The 16,347-nt window shown below is 65.5% G+C and carries 16 protein-coding genes; 7 read left to right on the top strand and 9 right to left on the bottom strand.

The genetic code is table 11. The features are described from left to right. From U5A65_RS11325 to U5A65_RS11315, 3 genes are all read right to left on the bottom strand, one after another. Positions 1 to 1,122, bottom strand: a complete 1,122-nt coding sequence (locus tag U5A65_RS11325) for a 3-deoxy-7-phosphoheptulonate synthase (RefSeq protein ID WP_321909243.1) — start codon at positions 1,120 to 1,122, stop codon at positions 1 to 3. A 167-nt stretch (positions 1,123 to 1,289) separates the two neighbouring features. Next, the gene (locus tag U5A65_RS11320; protein ID WP_321909245.1) at positions 1,290 to 2,297 is read right to left on the bottom strand and encodes a sterol desaturase family protein; all 1,008 of its coding nucleotides are present in this window, start codon (positions 2,295 to 2,297) and stop codon (positions 1,290 to 1,292) included. A 13-nt stretch (positions 2,298 to 2,310) separates the two neighbouring features. Then, positions 2,311 to 3,297 (bottom strand): beta-propeller fold lactonase family protein, encoded by a 987-nt coding sequence (locus U5A65_RS11315; protein ID WP_321909247.1) that lies wholly within the window; start codon positions 3,295 to 3,297, stop codon positions 2,311 to 2,313. Between the two features lie 258 nt (positions 3,298 to 3,555). Here U5A65_RS11315 and U5A65_RS11310 point away from each other — a divergent pair, with 258 nt between their 5' ends. After that, positions 3,556 to 4,899: an Nramp family divalent metal transporter gene (locus tag U5A65_RS11310; protein ID WP_321946294.1), complete on the top strand. Its 1,344-nt coding sequence runs from the start codon at positions 3,556 to 3,558 to the stop codon at positions 4,897 to 4,899. A gap of 234 nt (positions 4,900 to 5,133) precedes the next feature. Continuing rightward, the gene (zwf, locus tag U5A65_RS11305; RefSeq protein WP_321909251.1) at positions 5,134 to 6,609 is read left to right on the top strand and encodes a glucose-6-phosphate dehydrogenase; all 1,476 of its coding nucleotides are present in this window, start codon (positions 5,134 to 5,136) and stop codon (positions 6,607 to 6,609) included. A gap of 50 nt (positions 6,610 to 6,659) precedes the next feature. Here the strand turns inward: zwf and U5A65_RS11300 are convergent, their stop codons facing one another. Both U5A65_RS11300 and U5A65_RS11295 read right to left on the bottom strand, forming a co-directional pair. Continuing rightward, on the bottom strand, positions 6,660 to 6,809 hold the full coding sequence (locus tag U5A65_RS11300; protein WP_321909253.1) for a hypothetical protein: 150 nt from the start codon (positions 6,807 to 6,809) through the stop codon (positions 6,660 to 6,662). 65 nt (positions 6,810 to 6,874) lie between these two features. After that, positions 6,875 to 7,291, bottom strand: coding sequence for a MarR family winged helix-turn-helix transcriptional regulator (locus U5A65_RS11295; RefSeq protein ID WP_321946293.1), 417 nt, complete (start codon positions 7,289 to 7,291; stop codon positions 6,875 to 6,877). A gap of 192 nt (positions 7,292 to 7,483) precedes the next feature. On the opposite strand from U5A65_RS11295, the gene U5A65_RS11290 reads away from it, so the two are divergent. Beyond that, entirely contained in the window at positions 7,484 to 8,548 is a 1,065-nt protein-coding gene (locus U5A65_RS11290) for an alcohol dehydrogenase (RefSeq protein WP_158761012.1), read from the top strand. Between the two features lie 154 nt (positions 8,549 to 8,702). Here the strand turns inward: U5A65_RS11290 and U5A65_RS11285 are convergent, their stop codons facing one another. Both U5A65_RS11285 and U5A65_RS11280 read right to left on the bottom strand, forming a co-directional pair. Next, a complete protein-coding gene (locus tag U5A65_RS11285) occupies positions 8,703 to 10,079 on the bottom strand; it encodes an LLM class flavin-dependent oxidoreductase (RefSeq protein ID WP_321909257.1) in 1,377 nt (458 codons plus the stop codon). Positions 10,080 to 10,194: 115 nt separating this feature from the next. Then, complete coding sequence (locus tag U5A65_RS11280) at positions 10,195 to 10,398, bottom strand: hypothetical protein (protein WP_321933519.1); 204 nt, start codon at positions 10,396 to 10,398, stop codon at positions 10,195 to 10,197. Here U5A65_RS11280 and U5A65_RS11275 point away from each other — a divergent pair. Further along, complete coding sequence (locus U5A65_RS11275; protein WP_321946292.1) at positions 10,397 to 12,517, top strand: tetratricopeptide repeat protein; 2,121 nt, start codon at positions 10,397 to 10,399, stop codon at positions 12,515 to 12,517. The genes U5A65_RS11280 and U5A65_RS11275 overlap by 2 nt on opposite strands. A gap of 67 nt (positions 12,518 to 12,584) precedes the next feature. Here U5A65_RS11275 and U5A65_RS11270 read toward each other — a convergent pair whose 3' ends face one another. Next, a complete protein-coding gene (locus tag U5A65_RS11270; RefSeq protein ID WP_321909262.1) occupies positions 12,585 to 12,803 on the bottom strand; it encodes a hypothetical protein in 219 nt (72 codons plus the stop codon). Between the two features lie 164 nt (positions 12,804 to 12,967). Between U5A65_RS11270 and U5A65_RS11265 the strand changes: the two genes are divergently transcribed. From U5A65_RS11265 to U5A65_RS11255, 3 genes are all read left to right on the top strand, one after another. Beyond that, positions 12,968 to 13,315, top strand: coding sequence for a DUF1330 domain-containing protein (locus U5A65_RS11265; protein WP_321909264.1), 348 nt, complete (start codon positions 12,968 to 12,970; stop codon positions 13,313 to 13,315). Positions 13,316 to 13,472: 157 nt separating this feature from the next. Beyond that, the gene (locus tag U5A65_RS11260; protein ID WP_321946291.1) at positions 13,473 to 13,922 is read left to right on the top strand and encodes a hypothetical protein; all 450 of its coding nucleotides are present in this window, start codon (positions 13,473 to 13,475) and stop codon (positions 13,920 to 13,922) included. 79 nt (positions 13,923 to 14,001) lie between these two features. Beyond that, positions 14,002 to 16,131, top strand: coding sequence for a phosphocholine-specific phospholipase C (locus U5A65_RS11255; protein WP_321909268.1), 2,130 nt, complete (start codon positions 14,002 to 14,004; stop codon positions 16,129 to 16,131). On the opposite strand, the gene U5A65_RS11250 is transcribed toward U5A65_RS11255, so the two are convergent. Then, a complete protein-coding gene (locus U5A65_RS11250; protein ID WP_321909269.1) occupies positions 16,128 to 16,346 on the bottom strand; it encodes a hypothetical protein in 219 nt (72 codons plus the stop codon). The genes U5A65_RS11255 and U5A65_RS11250 overlap by 4 nt on opposite strands. Between the last annotated feature and the right edge of the window lies 1 nt (position 16,347).

Here is a 16,347-nt window from a genome sequence, read left to right as displayed (position 1 = left end):
TCACCCCGCCTTGCGCCGCTCCCGCACCGCCTGCGCCAGCCCATCGAGCACCGGCGCCGTTTGCGCCCAGCTGATGCACGCATCGGTAATCGACACGCCGCGCTTGAGCGGCACGCCCGGCTTCTGGTCCTGGCGGCCCTCTTCGAGATGGCTCTCGATCATCACGCCGATAATGCGCTTGTCGCCACCCGCCAGTTGCTCGCCGATATCGCGCGCCACGTCGATCTGACGCTGATGCGCCTTGTTCGAATTCGCGTGCGAGCAGTCGATCATGACCTGCTCGCGCAGCCCCGCCTTCGCAAGCGATGCGCAGCACGCCGCCACGGAAGCCGCGTCGTAGTTCGGCCCGCTCTTGCCGCCGCGCAGGATCACATGGCAGTCGTCGTTGCCGCGCGTTTCGAAAATCGCGGCCATGCCCATCTTCGTCATGCCCATGAACGCGTGGCTCGCGCGCGCCGCGACGATGGCGTCGCTCGCCACCTGCACGCCGCCGTCGGTGCCGTTCTTGAAGCCGATCGGGCATGAGAGGCCCGAAGCCAGCTGCCGGTGGCTCTGGCTTTCGGTCGTACGCGCGCCGATCGCGCCCCACGCCACGAGGTCGGCGATGAATTGCGGGCTCAGCAGATCGAGGAATTCCGTGGCCGTGGGCAGGCCGAGCGCGTTGATGTCGAGCAGCAGCTGGCGCGCCGCGCGCAAGCCCTCGTTGATGCGGAAGCTGCCATCGAGACGAGGGTCGTTGATATAGCCCTTCCAGCCCACCGTGGTACGCGGCTTCTCGAAGTACACGCGCATGACGATCAGCAGTTCGTCCTTGAGCGTGTCGGCCTTCGCCTTCAGGAGCTTCGCGTATTCGATGGCCTGGTCGTGGTCGTGAATCGAGCAGGGGCCCACCACCACCACGAGCCGGTCGTCACGCTGCGCGAGCACCTCGGCGATCTCGCCGCGGCTCGTTTCGACGAGGTTTTGCGTGTCCTGCGGCACCGGCAGCTCGTCGAGCAGCAGCGCGGGCGAAATGAGCGGACGCACGGCGCCGATGCGCGTGTCGTCGATGCGGGTCGTGTCCTGGGTGGCGTCGGCCACGCCGACTTCCTGGTCGTGCTGCGGATTGTCGATACGGCTCAAGATGTTCTCCAACTGCGCCTTTGACGCGCGCATCATGCATGTGTGGGGGATGAATGCGCGATTATCGCATCCGGCGCGCCAGCGGCATCCCGAAACGTCATCCTGAAACGAAACGAGGCGGCCCGAAGACCGCCTCGCATGAGGGCCATGACACTGCGCGCTTCCCGTCAGCGCGCCGCATCTCCCATCGGATAGCCCTTGCCCGCAAGGCGCCGCGCGATGCGCACGAGCGCAAACCACTGCTGCGCGAGCAGCCCTTCGCCATAGTTCGCGCCCCGGCCCTGCGGCACGGGCAACTGGTCGCGAATGCCGGTGGGCTCGTGCTGCTTGTTCCACGACGCCGTGCGGAACAGCATGTCCCACCACGGAAACAGCACGCCGAAGTTGCAGCCGTAGCGCGTGCCTTCGTGGCCGTAGCCGATCGCGTGATGACGCCGATGAAACGCCGGGCTCACCACAATGCGCTCGAGCAGCCAGCCAAGGTCGAGCCGCGCATTCACGTGCTGCACGCTTTGCATGAAGTTGCTCACGGCCACGAGCACGACGAACTGCGCGGGCGGCACGCCGATAAAGAGCGAGATGCCCGCGAAGAACGCGGCCTGCACGATGTCGTCGAGGAAATGATTGCGATCGTCGCACCACAGCGACATCTGCTGCTGGCTGTGATGCACGGCATGCAGTTCCCACCACACGCCGAAGCGATGCTGCCAGCGGTGATACCAGTAGCCCGCGAAGTCGAGCACGACGAGATAAATCAGGAACGACACGAGCGGCTTGTCGGTCACGCCGGGCCAGAGGCTGTCCACTTCGATGTTCGGCACGTTGTGGATCGCCATCAGGCTCTGCCAGTGATTGAACACGGGCGTGAGCAAGAAGAAGAAGGCGATGTTCAGAATGCCGAGCTTCGCGATCCACGTGTACCAGACGTCGGCGCGCAACGCCTTGCGATCACCCCAGTTTTCCGCGGGACGCAGCGCTTCGAGCGGGCGCAGCAGCACATACGAGGCACAGATCTGCAGCACGCCCACGATCACCCAGTAGAGCGCGTCGTAGGTGTCCTCGTCATAGCCCATCAGGCCGATCTTGTAGAAGATCGGCTGCACCACGTCCACGTAAACGAGCGTCTGCAGCCACGAAACGAGGTTGTCGGCCTGCGAAAGCAGCGTGTCGAGCATCGAGACTCCCTAATCAGTCCGGGTTCGGCGCGTAGAACGGCGCGCTGTTCGCGAAGTAGATGCCGTGCGGCGAGCGGCCCACCGCGATCGTGTCGATCAGCTTGCGCGTGGTCAGGTCGATCACGCCTACGTGCTTCGCGAAGCGGAACGTCACCCAAAGGTAACGCTTGTCCGCCGAAAGCTCCATGTCGTCGGGACCGGGGCGCAGGCCCGTGATGTCGGCCACTTTGGTGAGCGTCGTGTAGTCGAGAATGCTGATCGTGCTCTCTACGCGATTCGACACGGCGATATGTTTGCCATCGTCCAGATTGCGGAAGTTATGCGCGCCGCGGCCGGTCTGGATCTTTTTCACGACCGTGCGGTTGTGCCAGTCCACCACGGCCACGTTGTCCTCGCCCGTCATGCCGACGAGCAGATACTTGTCGCCGGGCGTCATCCAAAGGCCCGCAGGCGTGTTGCCCACGTGCAGCTTCCAGAGCACCGTTTGCGTCGGCAGATCGATCGCGGCCACTTCACCCGTGTCCTGCAGCGTGACGAACGCCGTTTTGTTGTCGGAGGCGAACGTGATGTGGCTCGGCGTTTTCGCGAGCGGAATGCGCTTGGCGATCGTGAGGTTCTGGCCGTCGTAGTGATAGACGTCCACGCGGTCGAGCCGCAGGCCCGCGGTCACGAACCATTTGCGGTCGGGCGAGAAGCCGAGCTGATACGGATCTTCAATGCCTTCCAGGCGGCGCTGTACCTGCCCCGTATGCGGGTCGAGAAACAGCAGGTCGTTCGACACCGAATCGGCGACGATGAGCGACTTGCCATCGGGCGTGATCATCAGGTGATGCGGTTCCTTGCCCGTGGGTTCGGTGCCGACCACGGTGCGGCTCGCCTCGTCGATGAGCGAAAGCTTCGCCTCGCCCGAGTCGAGCACGATGACCTTGTCGTCGGCGTGGGCGAGCGCGCCCCATGCGAGGCCGCTCATCAGCAGCGCGGAAGCGAGCGTTTTTTTCATGTGAGCCGGTGCATTCGAAAAGATCGGGAATTCAGGCATTTCGTAAGGGAAAGAGAGCAGCGAAGGCGCGCTGCGCCGGTTTGTGCTGAGATAGTGCCAAGGCAGGCGCGCGGATTGCCTGCTTAACGCATGAGGGCCCGATTCCGATGACGCCTTTGCAACACATTTGCCGCATTTGCGGGCGCATTCGCGTCTGCTCCGTGCAAGGGTCATGGCATTGGGATGCGCTAACAGACTCTTTCTCGTGCGAGAAGTTGCATGGATCATCGCGCCCGCGACGACCGCGCGAATAACGCGGACACCGGCTTGCGCGCGCCCGACGGCCTCACCCGCAGCACGGCCGCCGCGGTGCGCGAAGCGCTCGAAGGACGCCGCCGCGGCGTCGCCCTTCTGCTGCCGCTCGCGGGTCCGGCCGTGGTCATCTCCGTCGCCTATATCGATCCCGGCAATATCGCGACCAATATCCAGGCCGGTGCGCGCTACGGCTACGCGCTGCTGTGGGTCGTGCTGCTCGCCAACGTGATCGCCATGCTGTTTCAGGGGCTTTCCGCGAAACTTGGCATCGCCACGGGGCGCAATCTCGCCGAACTCTGCCGCGACAACTTGCCCGCGCCGCTCGTGTGGTTCATGTGGATCGTGAGCGAGATCGCCGCCATGGCCACCGATCTCGCCGAGTTCCTCGGCGGCGCGATCGGCCTTGCGCTGCTGTTTCATCTGCCGCTGCTCGCGGGCATGGCGGTGACGGCCGTCGTCACCTACGCGCTCCTGTTCCTGCAGCGCGCGGGATTCCGGCCCCTCGAACTCCTGATCGGCGCGCTCGTGGGCGTGATCGGCATTTGTTATGTTCTGGAGCTATTCATCGCGCCGGTCGAGTGGCCGAGCCTCTTGCGCCACCTCGCCACGCCACGCCTGCCCGACGCGCAAGCCGTAACAATCGCGGTGGGCATCATCGGCGCAACGGTCATGCCGCACGCGCTTTTTCTGCACTCGGGGCTCACCCAGGCGCGCGTGCTCGCGCGCAACGACGCCGAGCGCAAGCGGCTCGTAAAGTTTTCCAACGTCGAGGTCGTGGCCGCGCTTTCGGTGGCCGGGCTCATCAACATGGCGATGGTGGTGATGGCCTCCGGTGCGTTCCACCAGGGCTATGCCGATGTCGCCGAAATCGAGACCGCCTACCGCACGCTCGCCCCGCTGCTGGGCGCGGCGGCCGCCAGCATCTTCCTCGTCTCGCTGATCGCCTCGGGCATTTCGAGTTCCGTGGTCGGTACGCTCGCGGGACAGATGATCATGCAAGGCTTCGTGAATTTCCGCATCCCGCTCTGGCTGCGCCGCGCGGTGACGATGGTGCCGAGCTTCGTCGTGGTGGCGCTCGGCGTGAACGCCACGGAGGCGCTCGTCATGAGCCAGGTCGTGCTGAGCCTCGCGCTGCCGTTCCCGATGGCCGCGCTCGTGTGGCTCACGTGCCGGCGCGACGTGATGGGACCCCATCGTAATCGCGCGCTCACGGCCGTGGCAGCCGTGGCGGGCGCGCTCACGGTGCTCGCGCTCAATGTGGCGTTGGTGCTCGCGACCTTCGGCGTGGCGGTGCCGGGGCTCGGCTAATGATCAGCTGAATGCCGCGCGATGCATGCATGAACGGCCGGTCGGTTTATTACCGAAGCGGTGTCGCGCAACACCGCGCTCGCGCCACGCGTGCAAACTCGCGCGAAACCATGCACCATTAGCGTTTTCGCCGCGCCCGCTCTTGCGACGGGTGCGGGTTCTGCAACCGCGCGCTAGCCGTCTAACGGTCGTGCCCGACATCGTTACCCGAGCGCGCGTCACCTCCGACCTGCCATGACGAATCAGCCTGCCCAAGCCTTGCCCGAACAGCCCGTCGACATGATTATTTTCGGCGGCGGAGGCGACCTGGCCGCGCGCAAACTGCTGCCCGCGCTCTACATGGCGCACCTGCACGGCAACCTGCCGCCGGAAACGCGCATCATCGCCGTGGGCCGCAAGAACTGGACGATCGACGACTATCGCAAGTTCATGGAAGAGCAGTCGCGTCCGTTCATCGACGCGAAAGCATTCGACGCGCAAGCGTGGGACCGCTATCTGAACCTGTTCCAGTACGTGATCATCGACGTGAACGATGCCGCCTCTTACGGGAACCTGAAGGCGGCGTCGCGCGAGCATGCGCTGCGCGTGTTCTATCTCTCCACGTCGCCCGAACTGTTCACGACGATTTGCGACAACCTCACGGCGGCCGGTCTGATCGACGGCAGTTCGCGCGTGGTGCTCGAAAAGCCGCTCGGCCACGATCTCGCCTCGGCGCAGGAGATCAACGAGTCGGTGGGCCGGCACTTCGCCGAGTCGCAGATCTACCGGATCGACCACTATCTGGGCAAGGAAACGGTGCAGAACCTGATGGTGCTGCGCTTTGGCAATCCGATCTTCGGGCCGCTGTGGCAGGCGCCGTACATCCGCAGCGTGCAGATCACCGTGGCGGAAACCGTGGGCGTGGGCAGCCGCGCGGGCTTCTACGATCACACGGGCGCGCTGCGCGACATGGTGCAGAACCACTTGCTGCAGCTGCTGTGCATCGTGGCGATGGAGCCGCCCGTCTCGCTCGACCCGGACGCCGTGCGCGACGAAAAGCTCAAGGTGCTGCGCTCGCTGCGCCCCATGTCGCTTGCCGACATCGCGCGCGACACCGTGCGCGGCCAGTACGCGGCGGGCGCCGTGGACGGCCAGCCGGTGAAGGGCTATCTGGAAGAAGACAACGTGCCGGCCGACAGCAAGGCGGAAACGTTCGTCGCGCTGCGCGCGCACATCAACAACTGGCGCTGGGCCAACGTGCCGTTCTTCCTGCGCACGGGCAAGCGCTTGCAGAAGCGCCAGTCGGAAATCGTGATCGAATTCGCGGACCTGCCGTTCTCGATCTTCCCGAGCGGCCCGCGCAACTATGGCAACCGTCTCGTGATCCAGCTTCAGCCGGAAGAGTCGATCCAGTTGCAGATGCTCGCGAAGGAACCGGGCAGCGGCATGAACATGCTGCCAGTGAGCCTGAATCTCGACCTGCAGCAGGCCATTCCCGAGCGCCGCGCAGAAGCGTACGAGCGTTTGCTGATCGACGTGATCCGCGGCCGTCTCACGCACTTCATGCGCCGCGACGAACTGGAAGCCGCATGGACGTGGGTCGAGCCGATTCTCAACGGCTGGAAGGAACTGAACGATCGCCCGCGCACCTACACGGCGGGCACGTTCGGGCCGGCGGCGTCGTCGGCGCTGCTCGCGCGCGAAAACCTGTCGTGGGCCGAAGAGATGTGATGTGAAGGACGCGAGCGCCGCGCGCAACGCGCGGCGTTCGCTGCACTGTGCTACTGGTCGCCCGAATCGGGACGAAAAAGATCGAAGCCGGCGAACACGATCACGCCGCTCAGCGCGATCATCGGCACCGAATGGCGCCCGAGAAAAAGAACCGCGGCCGCAAGCCAGGTTGAAATACAGAAAGCGCCGATGCGCCGCATGATGCTACTCCCTACTCTTTAAATCCCTTGCTTCAAGGCTGCGCATCACGCGCGCCCCAGTGCTTTCAGCCCAACGTCGCGCGCGCGGTGCGCAGGCGCGACACCGTATCCACGAATGCCTCGCCGCCGAGCGTGCGCTTCAGGCGGCTCGCGACCGCCGCGCTCGCCGCGTTGAGCGGCTCGCGGATCGCCATGGCCTGCGCCGTGGGCACGATCGCCACTTCGCGGCCGTCGCCTTCCGTGCGGTGGCGCTCCACATAGCCGCGCGCCTCGAGGCCGTCGAGCACGCGCGTGGCCGTGGGCCGCGCGATGGAAAGCAGATCGGCCAGTTCGCGCTGCAGCGAACCGGGACGCTCCAGCACGGCGCGCAGCATGAAACCCTGCGGCGGCGTGAGTTCGAAGCGTTCGAAGGCTTCCGCCCATTCGCGCTCGAGGCGCCGCGCGAGCGCCGTGGTGTTGAAGTAAAGGCAATGATCGAACATGCGCAGAGGATAACTCAATATAGTTAGCTATGCAACGATCCACGCATATTGCGCATGACAGGTCTCCGCTCAATCAAAGGGAAATAGAACGGTCGGACGAATATGTAACGCATCCGCTATGATGCGAAGGGATCGCAATCGCCTGGCTGTGCCTGACCGTCGTACACAACACTCACGGAGACATCGATGCAAATGCGCTGTTACTGCGTTATCCATCACGGCAAGCCGCTCGAACTGGTCGAGCGCGACGTGCCCGAACCCAAGGGCACCGAAGTCTTGTTGCGCGTGAAGGCCGCGGGCCTGTGCCACTCCGATCTGCACATCTGGGAAGGCTATTACGACCTGGGCGGCGGCAAGAAGCTCTCGCTCGCCGACCGCGGCATCAAGCTGCCGCTCACGCCGAGCCATGAAATCTGCGGCGAAGTCGTGGCGCTCGGCCCCGATGCGCAAGGTGCAGTAGAAGCGCTCGCAGCAGGCACGTCGGCCGTCGTGCATCCGTGGATCGGCTGCGGCGAATGTGCGGCCTGCAAGCGCGGCGAGGAGAACATCTGTGCGAAGCCGCAGTCGCTCGGCGTGCTGCGCGACGGCGGCTTCGCCGACTACGTGATCGTGCCGCACCCGCGCTATCTCGTGGACCTCGCCGGCCTCGATCCCGCGAAGGCCGCGCCGCTCGCGTGCGCGGGCGTGACGACGTATTCGGCGGTGAAGAAGTTCGGCGCGCGTATCCACGAAGGCCCCGTGGTCGTGATCGGCGCGGGCGGCCTTGGCATGATGGCCCTCGAAGTGCTCAAGGCGATGGGCGCGCAAGGCGCGATCGTCGTGGACGTGGACCCCGCCAAGCGCGAAGCCGCGCTGGCGGCCGGCGCGCTCGCCGCCATCGACGCGCGCGCGGACGACGCCGTGCAGCAGATCGTCGCGGCAACGGGCGGCGGCGCACGCGCGGTGCTCGACCTCGTGGGCGCAACGCCTACCGTCAAGCTCGCGCTCGACTCGTGCGCGCGCGGCGGCCACGTGGTGATCGTCGGCCTGATGGGCGGCGACCTCACGCTTTCGCTGCCCATCATCCCGATGCGGCCGCTAAAGATCGAAGGCAGCTACGTGGGCACGCTGCCCGAGTTGCGCGAACTCGTCACGTTGATGCGCGAAGGCAAGATGCAGCCCTCGCCGGTCACCACGCGGCCGCTCACGGAAATCAACGAGGCGTTCGAAGCGCTCGTGCAGGGCAAGGTGGTCGGGCGCCAGGTGCTGGTGCCCTGATGATGGCGCGCAAGCGCGCCGCCGTGAACGGCGGGCGCTTGCCTGCCAACGCGTTGCGTTCTCGCCGGTCACAGGTCATTTCGGCCTTGGCCGCGACACGCGCTGCGGATTGACTCCACCTTGAATGAGCGCGATCAAACTGTCGCGAACGGCATCAAACGCCCGGCTCGAGCGCCTCTTCACGCACATGTCGCGAGCCGGGCCGTTTCAAGCCGAGATGCTCGCGCAGCGTGCGCCCCTCGTACTCGCTGCGAAAGAGACCGCGCCGCCGCAGTTCGGGCAACACGAGCTCGACGAAATCGGTGAGCGAGTCGGGCAGCAGCGCGGGCATGACGTTGTAGCCGTCCGCGCCGTAGTTCACGAAGCGCTCTTCGAGCGCATCGGCAATTTGTTCTGGTGTCCCAACCAGTTGCCAATGCCCGCGCGCGCCTGCAACACGCAGGTACAACTGGCGCAGCGTCAGGTTTTCGCGGCGCGCAAGCGTCAGCGTGAGCGCCTGGCGGCTCTTGCTCGCATTGGTTTCCGGCAGTTCGGGAATCGGGCCGTCGAGCGGGTAGCCCGATAGATCGAAGCCGCCCGTCAACGTGGACACCATGGCGAGCCCCACCGCCGGGTCGATCAACGCCTGCAGTGCCTCGAACTTCTCGCGCGCCTCAGCCTCGGTGCGCCCGACAATCGGCATCACGCCCGGCATGATCTTCAGATCGCCCGGGTCGCGTCCGTATTGCGCCATGCGGCCTTTTACGTCGGCGTAGAACGCCACGGCGTCTTCCAGCCTCTGCTGCGCGGTGAAGATTACTTCAGCCGTACGCGCGGCGAGCGCCTTGCCTGCCTCGGAAGAACCCGCCTGCACGACCACGGGCCGCCCCTGCGGCGCGCGCGCCACGTTCAGCGGCCCGCGCACCTTGAAGAATTCGCCGCGATGCGCGAGCACATGGCGCTTCGCGGGATCGAAGAAGCGGCCGGCGGCCTTGTCGTGCAGGAAAGCGTCATCGTCCCAGCTGTCCCACAGCCCTTCCACGATGTGCGCGAATTCGGCGGCGCGCTCGTAGCGCGTGGCATGCGCGAGATGCTCGTCGAAGCCGAAGTTGCGCGCCTCGTGCTCGCTCGACGACGTGACGAGATTCCACCCTGCGCGCCCGCCGCTGATGTGATCGAGCGAAGCGAACTTGCGCGCGATGTGATACGGCTCGTTGAATGTTGTGGATGCCGTGCCGACGAGGCCGATGCGCTCCGTGACCGCCGCGAGCGCCGAAAGGAGCGTGATTGGCTCGAATTGCGCGACATAGCTGTGCGCGGTGCGGCTCAGGAAGTCGGTGTTGTCGCCGCGTGTGCCCGAGCCGTCCGCGAGAAAGACCAGGTCGAATTTCGCGGCTTCGGCTATGCGCGCCAGGTCGACGTAATGGCGAAAATCGCTGCCCGCGTTGGCATTCGCATGCGGATGCCGCCATGCCGCGATATGGTGGCCAGTGGGATAGAGAAAAGCGCCGAGACGCAGATGACCGCGCCGTGTTCCAGCAGATTGGCTCATGATGACAGGCGTTGCGCGCGAGAAATAGGACCCGGCTCATTCTCTTGCGCGTGGCGGCCTGTCGCCACGAAGAAATCGCCACATCGATATGCCTGCGCGCGCAAAACGGCGCGCCTTACGATGCACCCACGCCCGCGTCCGCCTGCAAGCGCTCTGCAAGCCTTGCGCGCCCGGCACGCTTGATCGGCTGAATAACGGCAACGTAAGCGCTCAGTTCGCGCCGTTGCCTGAGCCCGAGCTGTCGTAAGCTCGACACTGCCCCATTGTTCGTGCCGCCCAGGCGTCGCACACCGGCCCCGACGATTTCCACTGTGACCATGACGACGCCCCTCGCGCCCGCCCTCGACGACCTCCTGCGTGAAGCCAATGCGCTGTGCGAAACGCACCGCTTTGCCGATGCCCTCGCCTTGCTCGACCCGCACATCGGCCCGCCGCCCGACGACGCGGCGCTCGCGCCGGCGCTCAATCTCGCGGCCTTGAGCGCAATGGGCACGGGCGACGCGGCTCGCGCCCAGGCGCTGTGGCAGCGCTGCCTCGCAGCAAAGCCAGACTTCGCGCAGGCATATAGCGGTCTCGCCGCGCTCTTTGCGGCGCTTGGCGTACTCGATCAAGCCGAGGCCCTCTATGAACGGCTGCTGATGCTTACGCCCGCCGACGCCGACGCACGCAGCAACCTCGGCGTCGTGCTGCAGCGCCAGGCCCGCCACGCCGAAGCGGAAGCCGCCTTTCGCGCCGTGCTCGCGCACCGCCCAGCTCACGCCGACGCCCACTACAACCTCGGCCTGCTGCTGCAAGGACAAGACCGCCACACAGAAGCCGAAAGCGCGTTGCGCGCCGCCATCGCCGCGAATGGGCGCCATGCAAAGGCGTACAACGCGCTGGGCGCACTACTGCGTGACGCGGCGCGCGGCGACGAAGCCGCCGACGCCTTTCGCCAGGCCCTGCTGATCCAGCCGCAGTATCCGGAAGCGCTCAATAATCTCGCGATGCTGCTGAAGGCGTCCGGCAAACTCGCGGAAGCCGAACTCGCGGCGCGCCTTGCATTGCAGATTCGCCCCGGTTTCGTCGATGCGCTCAACAACCTCGGTTGCGTGCTCACCGACCTCAAGCGCGTGCCCGAAGCGGAAGCCGCCTTTCGCCAGGTGCTCGCGCTCGCGCCGAACCACGCCGAGGCGCACTACAACCTCGGCGTCGCGCTGCATACGCTCGAGCGGCTGCCCGAGGCCGAAGCGGCATATCGCGAGACGGTGCGCCGCCTGCCGGGCCGCGTGGAGGCCTATAACAATCTCGCCTGCGTGCTGATGGCGCTCGGGCGGCGCGGCGAAGCACTCGACGTGCTCAACGAGGCGGTGGCCGTGCGGCCCGATTTCGCCGAGGCGCACTTCAATATCGCGAGCCTGCACAAGGAATTCGGCCGGCTCGACGAAGCGGAGGCCGGCTACCGCCGCGCGCTCGATGCGAACCCCGAATACGGCGACGCGAAATTCCGCCTCGCCACGCTGCTCATCAGCATGGGGCGCTTCGAGGAAGGCTTCGCGCGCTACGAATGCCGCTATACGATGCCCGGTTTCGTGCACTACGCAACGCAACGCCTGCTGCGGTGCCCGGCCTGGCAGGGCGAACCGCTCGCTGGCAAGTCGCTGCTGCTGTGGCAGGAAGACGGCCTCGGCGACATGCTGCAGTTCGGGCGCTATGCGCGCGTGCTCAAGGCGCAGGGCGCGGCGCACGTCGCATTCGCCTGCCAGCCGCCGCTGCACCGGCTCTTTCGCGGCGTGGAAGGCATCGACGCCGTGCTCGACCATGAAGCCGGTGCGGCAGCGGCCGGCCAGTTCGACTGCTGGGTGAGCCCGATCAGCGTGCCCCACCTTCTGGGCACGACGCTTCAGACGATCCCCGCGCCGCTTGCCTGTACGCCCGAGCCCGCGCTCGCCGACCACTGGGGCGCGCGCCTCGCCACGCTCGCGCCGGGCCCGCGCATCGGCATTGTCTGGAAGGGCAACCCGAAGCATTTCAACGACGCCCATCGCTCGCTGCCATCGCTTGCCGCGCTCGCTCCGCTGTGGAACCTGCCGGGGGCGCAGTTCGTGAGCCTGCAAAAAGGCCAGGGCGAAGACGAAGCGCAGAATCCGCCTGCGAGCCTGCCGCTGCTGCACCTCGGCAGCGACGTGCGCGATTTCGTCGATACGGCGGCGATCATCGCGCAGCTCGATCTCGTGATTTGCGTGGATACCTCTACCGCGCATCTGGCGGCGTCGCTCGGCAAGCCGTGCTGGGTGCTGCTGCCGCAATACGATCTGGACTGGCGCTGGATGCACGAGCGCGAAGATTCGCCGTGGTACCCAGGCACGATGCGCCTGTTCCGCCAGCGCATGAACGAAGCATGGAGCGCCGTTGTGGAGCGCGTGCGCGCGGCGTGTGCGGAGCGCTTTGGCGTTTGAACCGTGTTTGAACCGTGTTTGAAACGCGGCTCGGAGATTCGGGGGACGAGCAAGGCGCTCGCGCGCCTCAATCCCAGATGTTGCGGAACGCCACGGCGACGATCACCGGCACGCACATCACGAGCGGAATGGCGAAGTACGGAACCTCCAGGTCGACCACCCACTTGTAGATGAGCCAGCCAATACCCAGCGCGAGCGTGAGCACGCCCACGAGCGCCGTGAGGGTGTTCAGCAGCCACTTGGGCGGCGGCTTGCGCGCGGGTTTATTCTCGGGTGACGGGTTCATGGCGGCGGTGACGAAAAGCGAAAACGTCTCGATCCGGGCTGTGGATGGTCATGTATTTTACCCCGCCGCAGCGGCCGCATTACCTCCCAGGTAATCGATTCCCCGCCCTGCGCGCCCTATTCTCGCAAGCGTTGGCCCACCCTTTCACGCTCACGAGACCTGCCATGACCGCCTACGCCATTGCCCATCTGCGCGACGTCGAACCTTGCCCCGAGATTGTCGAATACCTGGAGAAGATCGACGCCACGCTCGCCCCTTTCGGCGGCCGCTTCATCATTCACGGCGGGCGCGTGGAGCGGCTCGAGGGCAAGTTTTCCGGCGATCTCATCATGATCGAATTCGCGAGCCGCGAAATCGCGCGCGCGTGGTATCGCTCCAGCGCCTATCAGGCGATCCTGCCGCTGCGCGCGGAACACTCGCACGGCGAAGTGTTCCTGATCGATCAGGTCGAGATGCCGCATCGCGCGACCGACGTGCTGCGTCCCGCTCACGAAAACAGCCCCGCAAAGTGAAAGCATTTCGTTAGCCGCCAATCGGCGGCGAATGATTTTCGCGCGCCACGTTTGCAAAGCAAATTCATCGCTCGCAAACGTTTTCGCGTGTTTCACAATTCTTTCTTCATCGACAGCGAAACTGTGCGCGACCCATCCCCACAGAACGGATGCGCACATGAGAATACGCCGTCCCAACCGCGTGTCGACGACCCTGTCGACCGTGGCGATCGTTGTACTCGCAACCATCATGCTCGATGCATGCGGCCCGGGCTATGGCTCGTCCGCAGCTTCATCGACGCCGGATGCATCGGAAAGCCAGAGCGCCGCTACGGCATCGCCATTGGCCAATAGCGCGCGAATCACGCCGTTGCCGACGCCCGACGCGAACACGTCGGCGAATGCATCGACGAACGCTTCGGCTAACCCGAGCGCCATCCCCGCATACGGCGCGAATGCGGCACCCGCCGCGAACACCGCGAGCGACCCCGCGCAAGGCGCGCGGGCCAGCCTCGCCGCCGACAGCGACCAGGTCACGCCGGTCATGAGCTATGCGCCTGGAGACAGCGCGCAGACCCAGGCCAGCAACGGCAGCGACTCCAGCAGTTCAGCAACGTCCAGCCATTGAAGCACTGCACCCTGTGTGCACCTGTGCCAGTACACCGTCGGGCACGACACTCCAACCTCAAGCAGAAAGGTGAACAACAATGACGTCAACCAGCCGTCGCCGTTTCCTGCAGACCGTCGCGCAGTCGGGCGCCGCAGCCGCAGCGATGACCGTTCTTCCCGAATCGATCCGCAATGCGCTGGCCATTCCGGCCAATTCGCGCACGGGCACGATCCGCGATGTCGAGCACATCGTCGTGTTCATGCAGGAGAACCGTTCGTTCGACCATTACTTCGGCCATATGCGCGGCGTGCGCGGCTATAACGACCGCCTGCCGATTCCGCTGCCGGGCGGCCTGCCGGTGTGGTATCAGCCTTCGAAGGAAGATGCCACGAAGCCCGTGCTGCCGTTCCACCTCGACACGTTCAAGACGAGCGCGCAATGCGTGGGCGACCTCGACCACTCGTGGTACCCCACGCAGTACGCGATCAACAACGGTCTGTACAACCAGTGGCCGCAGTACAAGACCGACATGACGATGGGCTATTACCTGCGCGCGGACATTCCGTTCCACTACGCGCTGGCCGATGCGTTCACGGTGTGCGACAACTACTTCTGCTCGCTGCCTGGCCCGACGCACCCGAACCGCTCGTATCTCATGACCGGCATGGTCGATCCGACCGGCACGATGGGCGGCCCGCTGCTCGACAACAACGACTACGTGGACGGCGACGTGCCGCCCACCTACCAGCTGCTTTCGTGGACGACCTACCCCGAGCGCCTGCAGGCGGCCGGCATTTCGTGGCAGATCTATCAGCAAGGCACGAACGGCAGCGACCCGCTGAACGGCAACTACGGCACGAACATCCTGCAGAACTTCGCGAACTTCATCAACGCGCAGCCGGGCTCCGCGCTCTACCAGCGCGCGCAAACGGTGCGCACGATCGCCGACCTGAAAAACGACGTACTCCAGAATAATTTGCCGCAGGTCTCGTGGCTGCTGCCGCCCGCGGCGTTCTCGGAGCACCCGAAGTACACGCCGGCCTATGGCGCGGAATACACCTCGCAGATCATCGAAGCGCTCACGTCGAACCCCGATGTGTGGAGCAAGACCGTGCTCTTCATCATGTATGACGAGAACGACGGCTTCTTCGACCATATCGTGCCGCCGCAACCGCCCACGACGTCCACGCAGGGCAAGTCGACGGTGAGCGTGGAAGGCGAGATCCACAACGTGGTCAACCCGCTGCGCGGCGGCAAGTACACCGCCGACGGCCTGCCCTACGGCCTCGGGCCGCGCGTGCCGATGACGGTCGTCTCGCCGTGGACCAAGGGCGGCTTCGTGTGCTCGCAGGTGTTCGACCATACTTCGGTGATCCGCTTCATCGAAGCGCGATTCGGCGTGCAGGAGCCCAACATCACGGCATGGCGCCGCGCGGTGTGCGGCGACCTCACCACGTGCTTCGACTTCCGCACGCCCGACGCCACGATGCCCACGCTGCCCGACACGAGCAACTACATGACGCTCGCCGACAACCAGTGCTCGGCCAACTCGGCGCCCACGGTGCCGGCCACGCCGCTGCCGATCGACGCGCAGGAGCCCGGCGTGCGTTACGCGCGCGCACTGCCCTACGAGCTGCATGTGAACGCGAAGGCCAACGCGCAGAACAACACGCTTTCGATCACGTTCGCGAACACGGGCCGCCAGGGCGCGCACTTCTACGTGTACGGCACGAACCGCAGCGACGGCCCGTGGCGCTATACGGTCGAAGCCGGCAAGGCGCTCGACGAAACGTGGGACCTGAGCGCGACGAACGGCGTCTACGCGTTCGAGGTGCATGGTCCGAACGGCTTCGTGCGCCGCTTCGCGGGCACGGCCGCGCAATCGGGCCCGGGCAAGTCCGGCCGCGCACCGGCGCCTGCCGTAACGGCGCACTACGACGTGGCCAACGGCAACCTCTTCCTCAAGTTCACGAACGCCGGGACCAGCGTCGCGCACCTCAACGTGACCGACAACGCCTACGGCGCACACGAGCGCAACGTGGTCGTGCCGGCGGGCGGCTTCATCGAGGAGCCGTGGATCCTCGCTTCGAGCCATCACTGGTACGACCTCACGGTCACGAGCCGCGACGATGCGACGTTCGCCTGGCGCTTCGCCGGACACGTCGAGAACGGCCGGCCGAGCATCAGCGACCCCGCGGCCGTCACGCCGGTCACCAAGCTGAGCTAAGCCCAGCGCAAGCTGTTTTCTTTTCTGTTTCCCTTGTTGCGGCGCCTTCGGGCGCCGTTTTTTTTACCTGTCTGCCCAAGGCGTTGCGGTAGGGCTGCCCCGCCCGAAACGCATAAAAGTGCGGCAAGCGCAAGGAATGGCGCTTCAAGATGCGGCGATTTTGCAACCTTACGGGTTGCTTTATGCTTTTTATTGTAGATGCGAATCATTTGCATT

The organism is Paraburkholderia sp. J10-1, from assembly GCF_905220165.1.
Taxonomy (GTDB): domain Bacteria; phylum Pseudomonadota; class Gammaproteobacteria; order Burkholderiales; family Burkholderiaceae; genus Paraburkholderia.
Note: the sequence above shows the minus strand (reverse complement) of the source record. Positions and strands in the feature narration are given on the sequence as shown.

What these genes read in the sequence shown, in the direction of transcription:
- U5A65_RS11320 (WP_321909245.1), bottom strand. Translation starts at nt 2,297, where the DNA reads ATGCTCGACACGCTGCTTTCGCAGGCCGACAACCTCGTTTCGTGGCTG.
- U5A65_RS11315 (WP_321909247.1), bottom strand. Translation starts at nt 3,297, where the DNA reads ATGAAAAAAACGCTCGCTTCCGCGCTGCTGATGAGCGGCCTCGCATGG.
- U5A65_RS11310 (WP_321946294.1), top strand. Translation starts at nt 3,556, where the DNA reads ATGGATCATCGCGCCCGCGACGACCGCGCGAATAACGCGGACACCGGC.
- zwf (WP_321909251.1), top strand. Translation starts at nt 5,134, where the DNA reads ATGACGAATCAGCCTGCCCAAGCCTTGCCCGAACAGCCCGTCGACATG.
- U5A65_RS11300 (WP_321909253.1), bottom strand. Translation starts at nt 6,809, where the DNA reads ATGCGGCGCATCGGCGCTTTCTGTATTTCAACCTGGCTTGCGGCCGCG.
- U5A65_RS11295 (WP_321946293.1), bottom strand. Translation starts at nt 7,291, where the DNA reads ATGTTCGATCATTGCCTTTACTTCAACACCACGGCGCTCGCGCGGCGC.
- U5A65_RS11290 (WP_158761012.1), top strand. Translation starts at nt 7,484, where the DNA reads ATGCGCTGTTACTGCGTTATCCATCACGGCAAGCCGCTCGAACTGGTC.
- U5A65_RS11285 (WP_321909257.1), bottom strand. Translation starts at nt 10,079, where the DNA reads ATGAGCCAATCTGCTGGAACACGGCGCGGTCATCTGCGTCTCGGCGCT.
- U5A65_RS11275 (WP_321946292.1), top strand. Translation starts at nt 10,397, where the DNA reads ATGACGACGCCCCTCGCGCCCGCCCTCGACGACCTCCTGCGTGAAGCC.
- U5A65_RS11280 (WP_321933519.1), bottom strand. Translation starts at nt 10,398, where the DNA reads ATGGTCACAGTGGAAATCGTCGGGGCCGGTGTGCGACGCCTGGGCGGC.
- U5A65_RS11270 (WP_321909262.1), bottom strand. Translation starts at nt 12,803, where the DNA reads ATGAACCCGTCACCCGAGAATAAACCCGCGCGCAAGCCGCCGCCCAAG.
- U5A65_RS11265 (WP_321909264.1), top strand. Translation starts at nt 12,968, where the DNA reads ATGACCGCCTACGCCATTGCCCATCTGCGCGACGTCGAACCTTGCCCC.
- U5A65_RS11260 (WP_321946291.1), top strand. Translation starts at nt 13,473, where the DNA reads ATGAGAATACGCCGTCCCAACCGCGTGTCGACGACCCTGTCGACCGTG.
- U5A65_RS11255 (WP_321909268.1), top strand. Translation starts at nt 14,002, where the DNA reads ATGACGTCAACCAGCCGTCGCCGTTTCCTGCAGACCGTCGCGCAGTCG.
- U5A65_RS11250 (WP_321909269.1), bottom strand. Translation starts at nt 16,346, where the DNA reads ATGCAAATGATTCGCATCTACAATAAAAAGCATAAAGCAACCCGTAAG.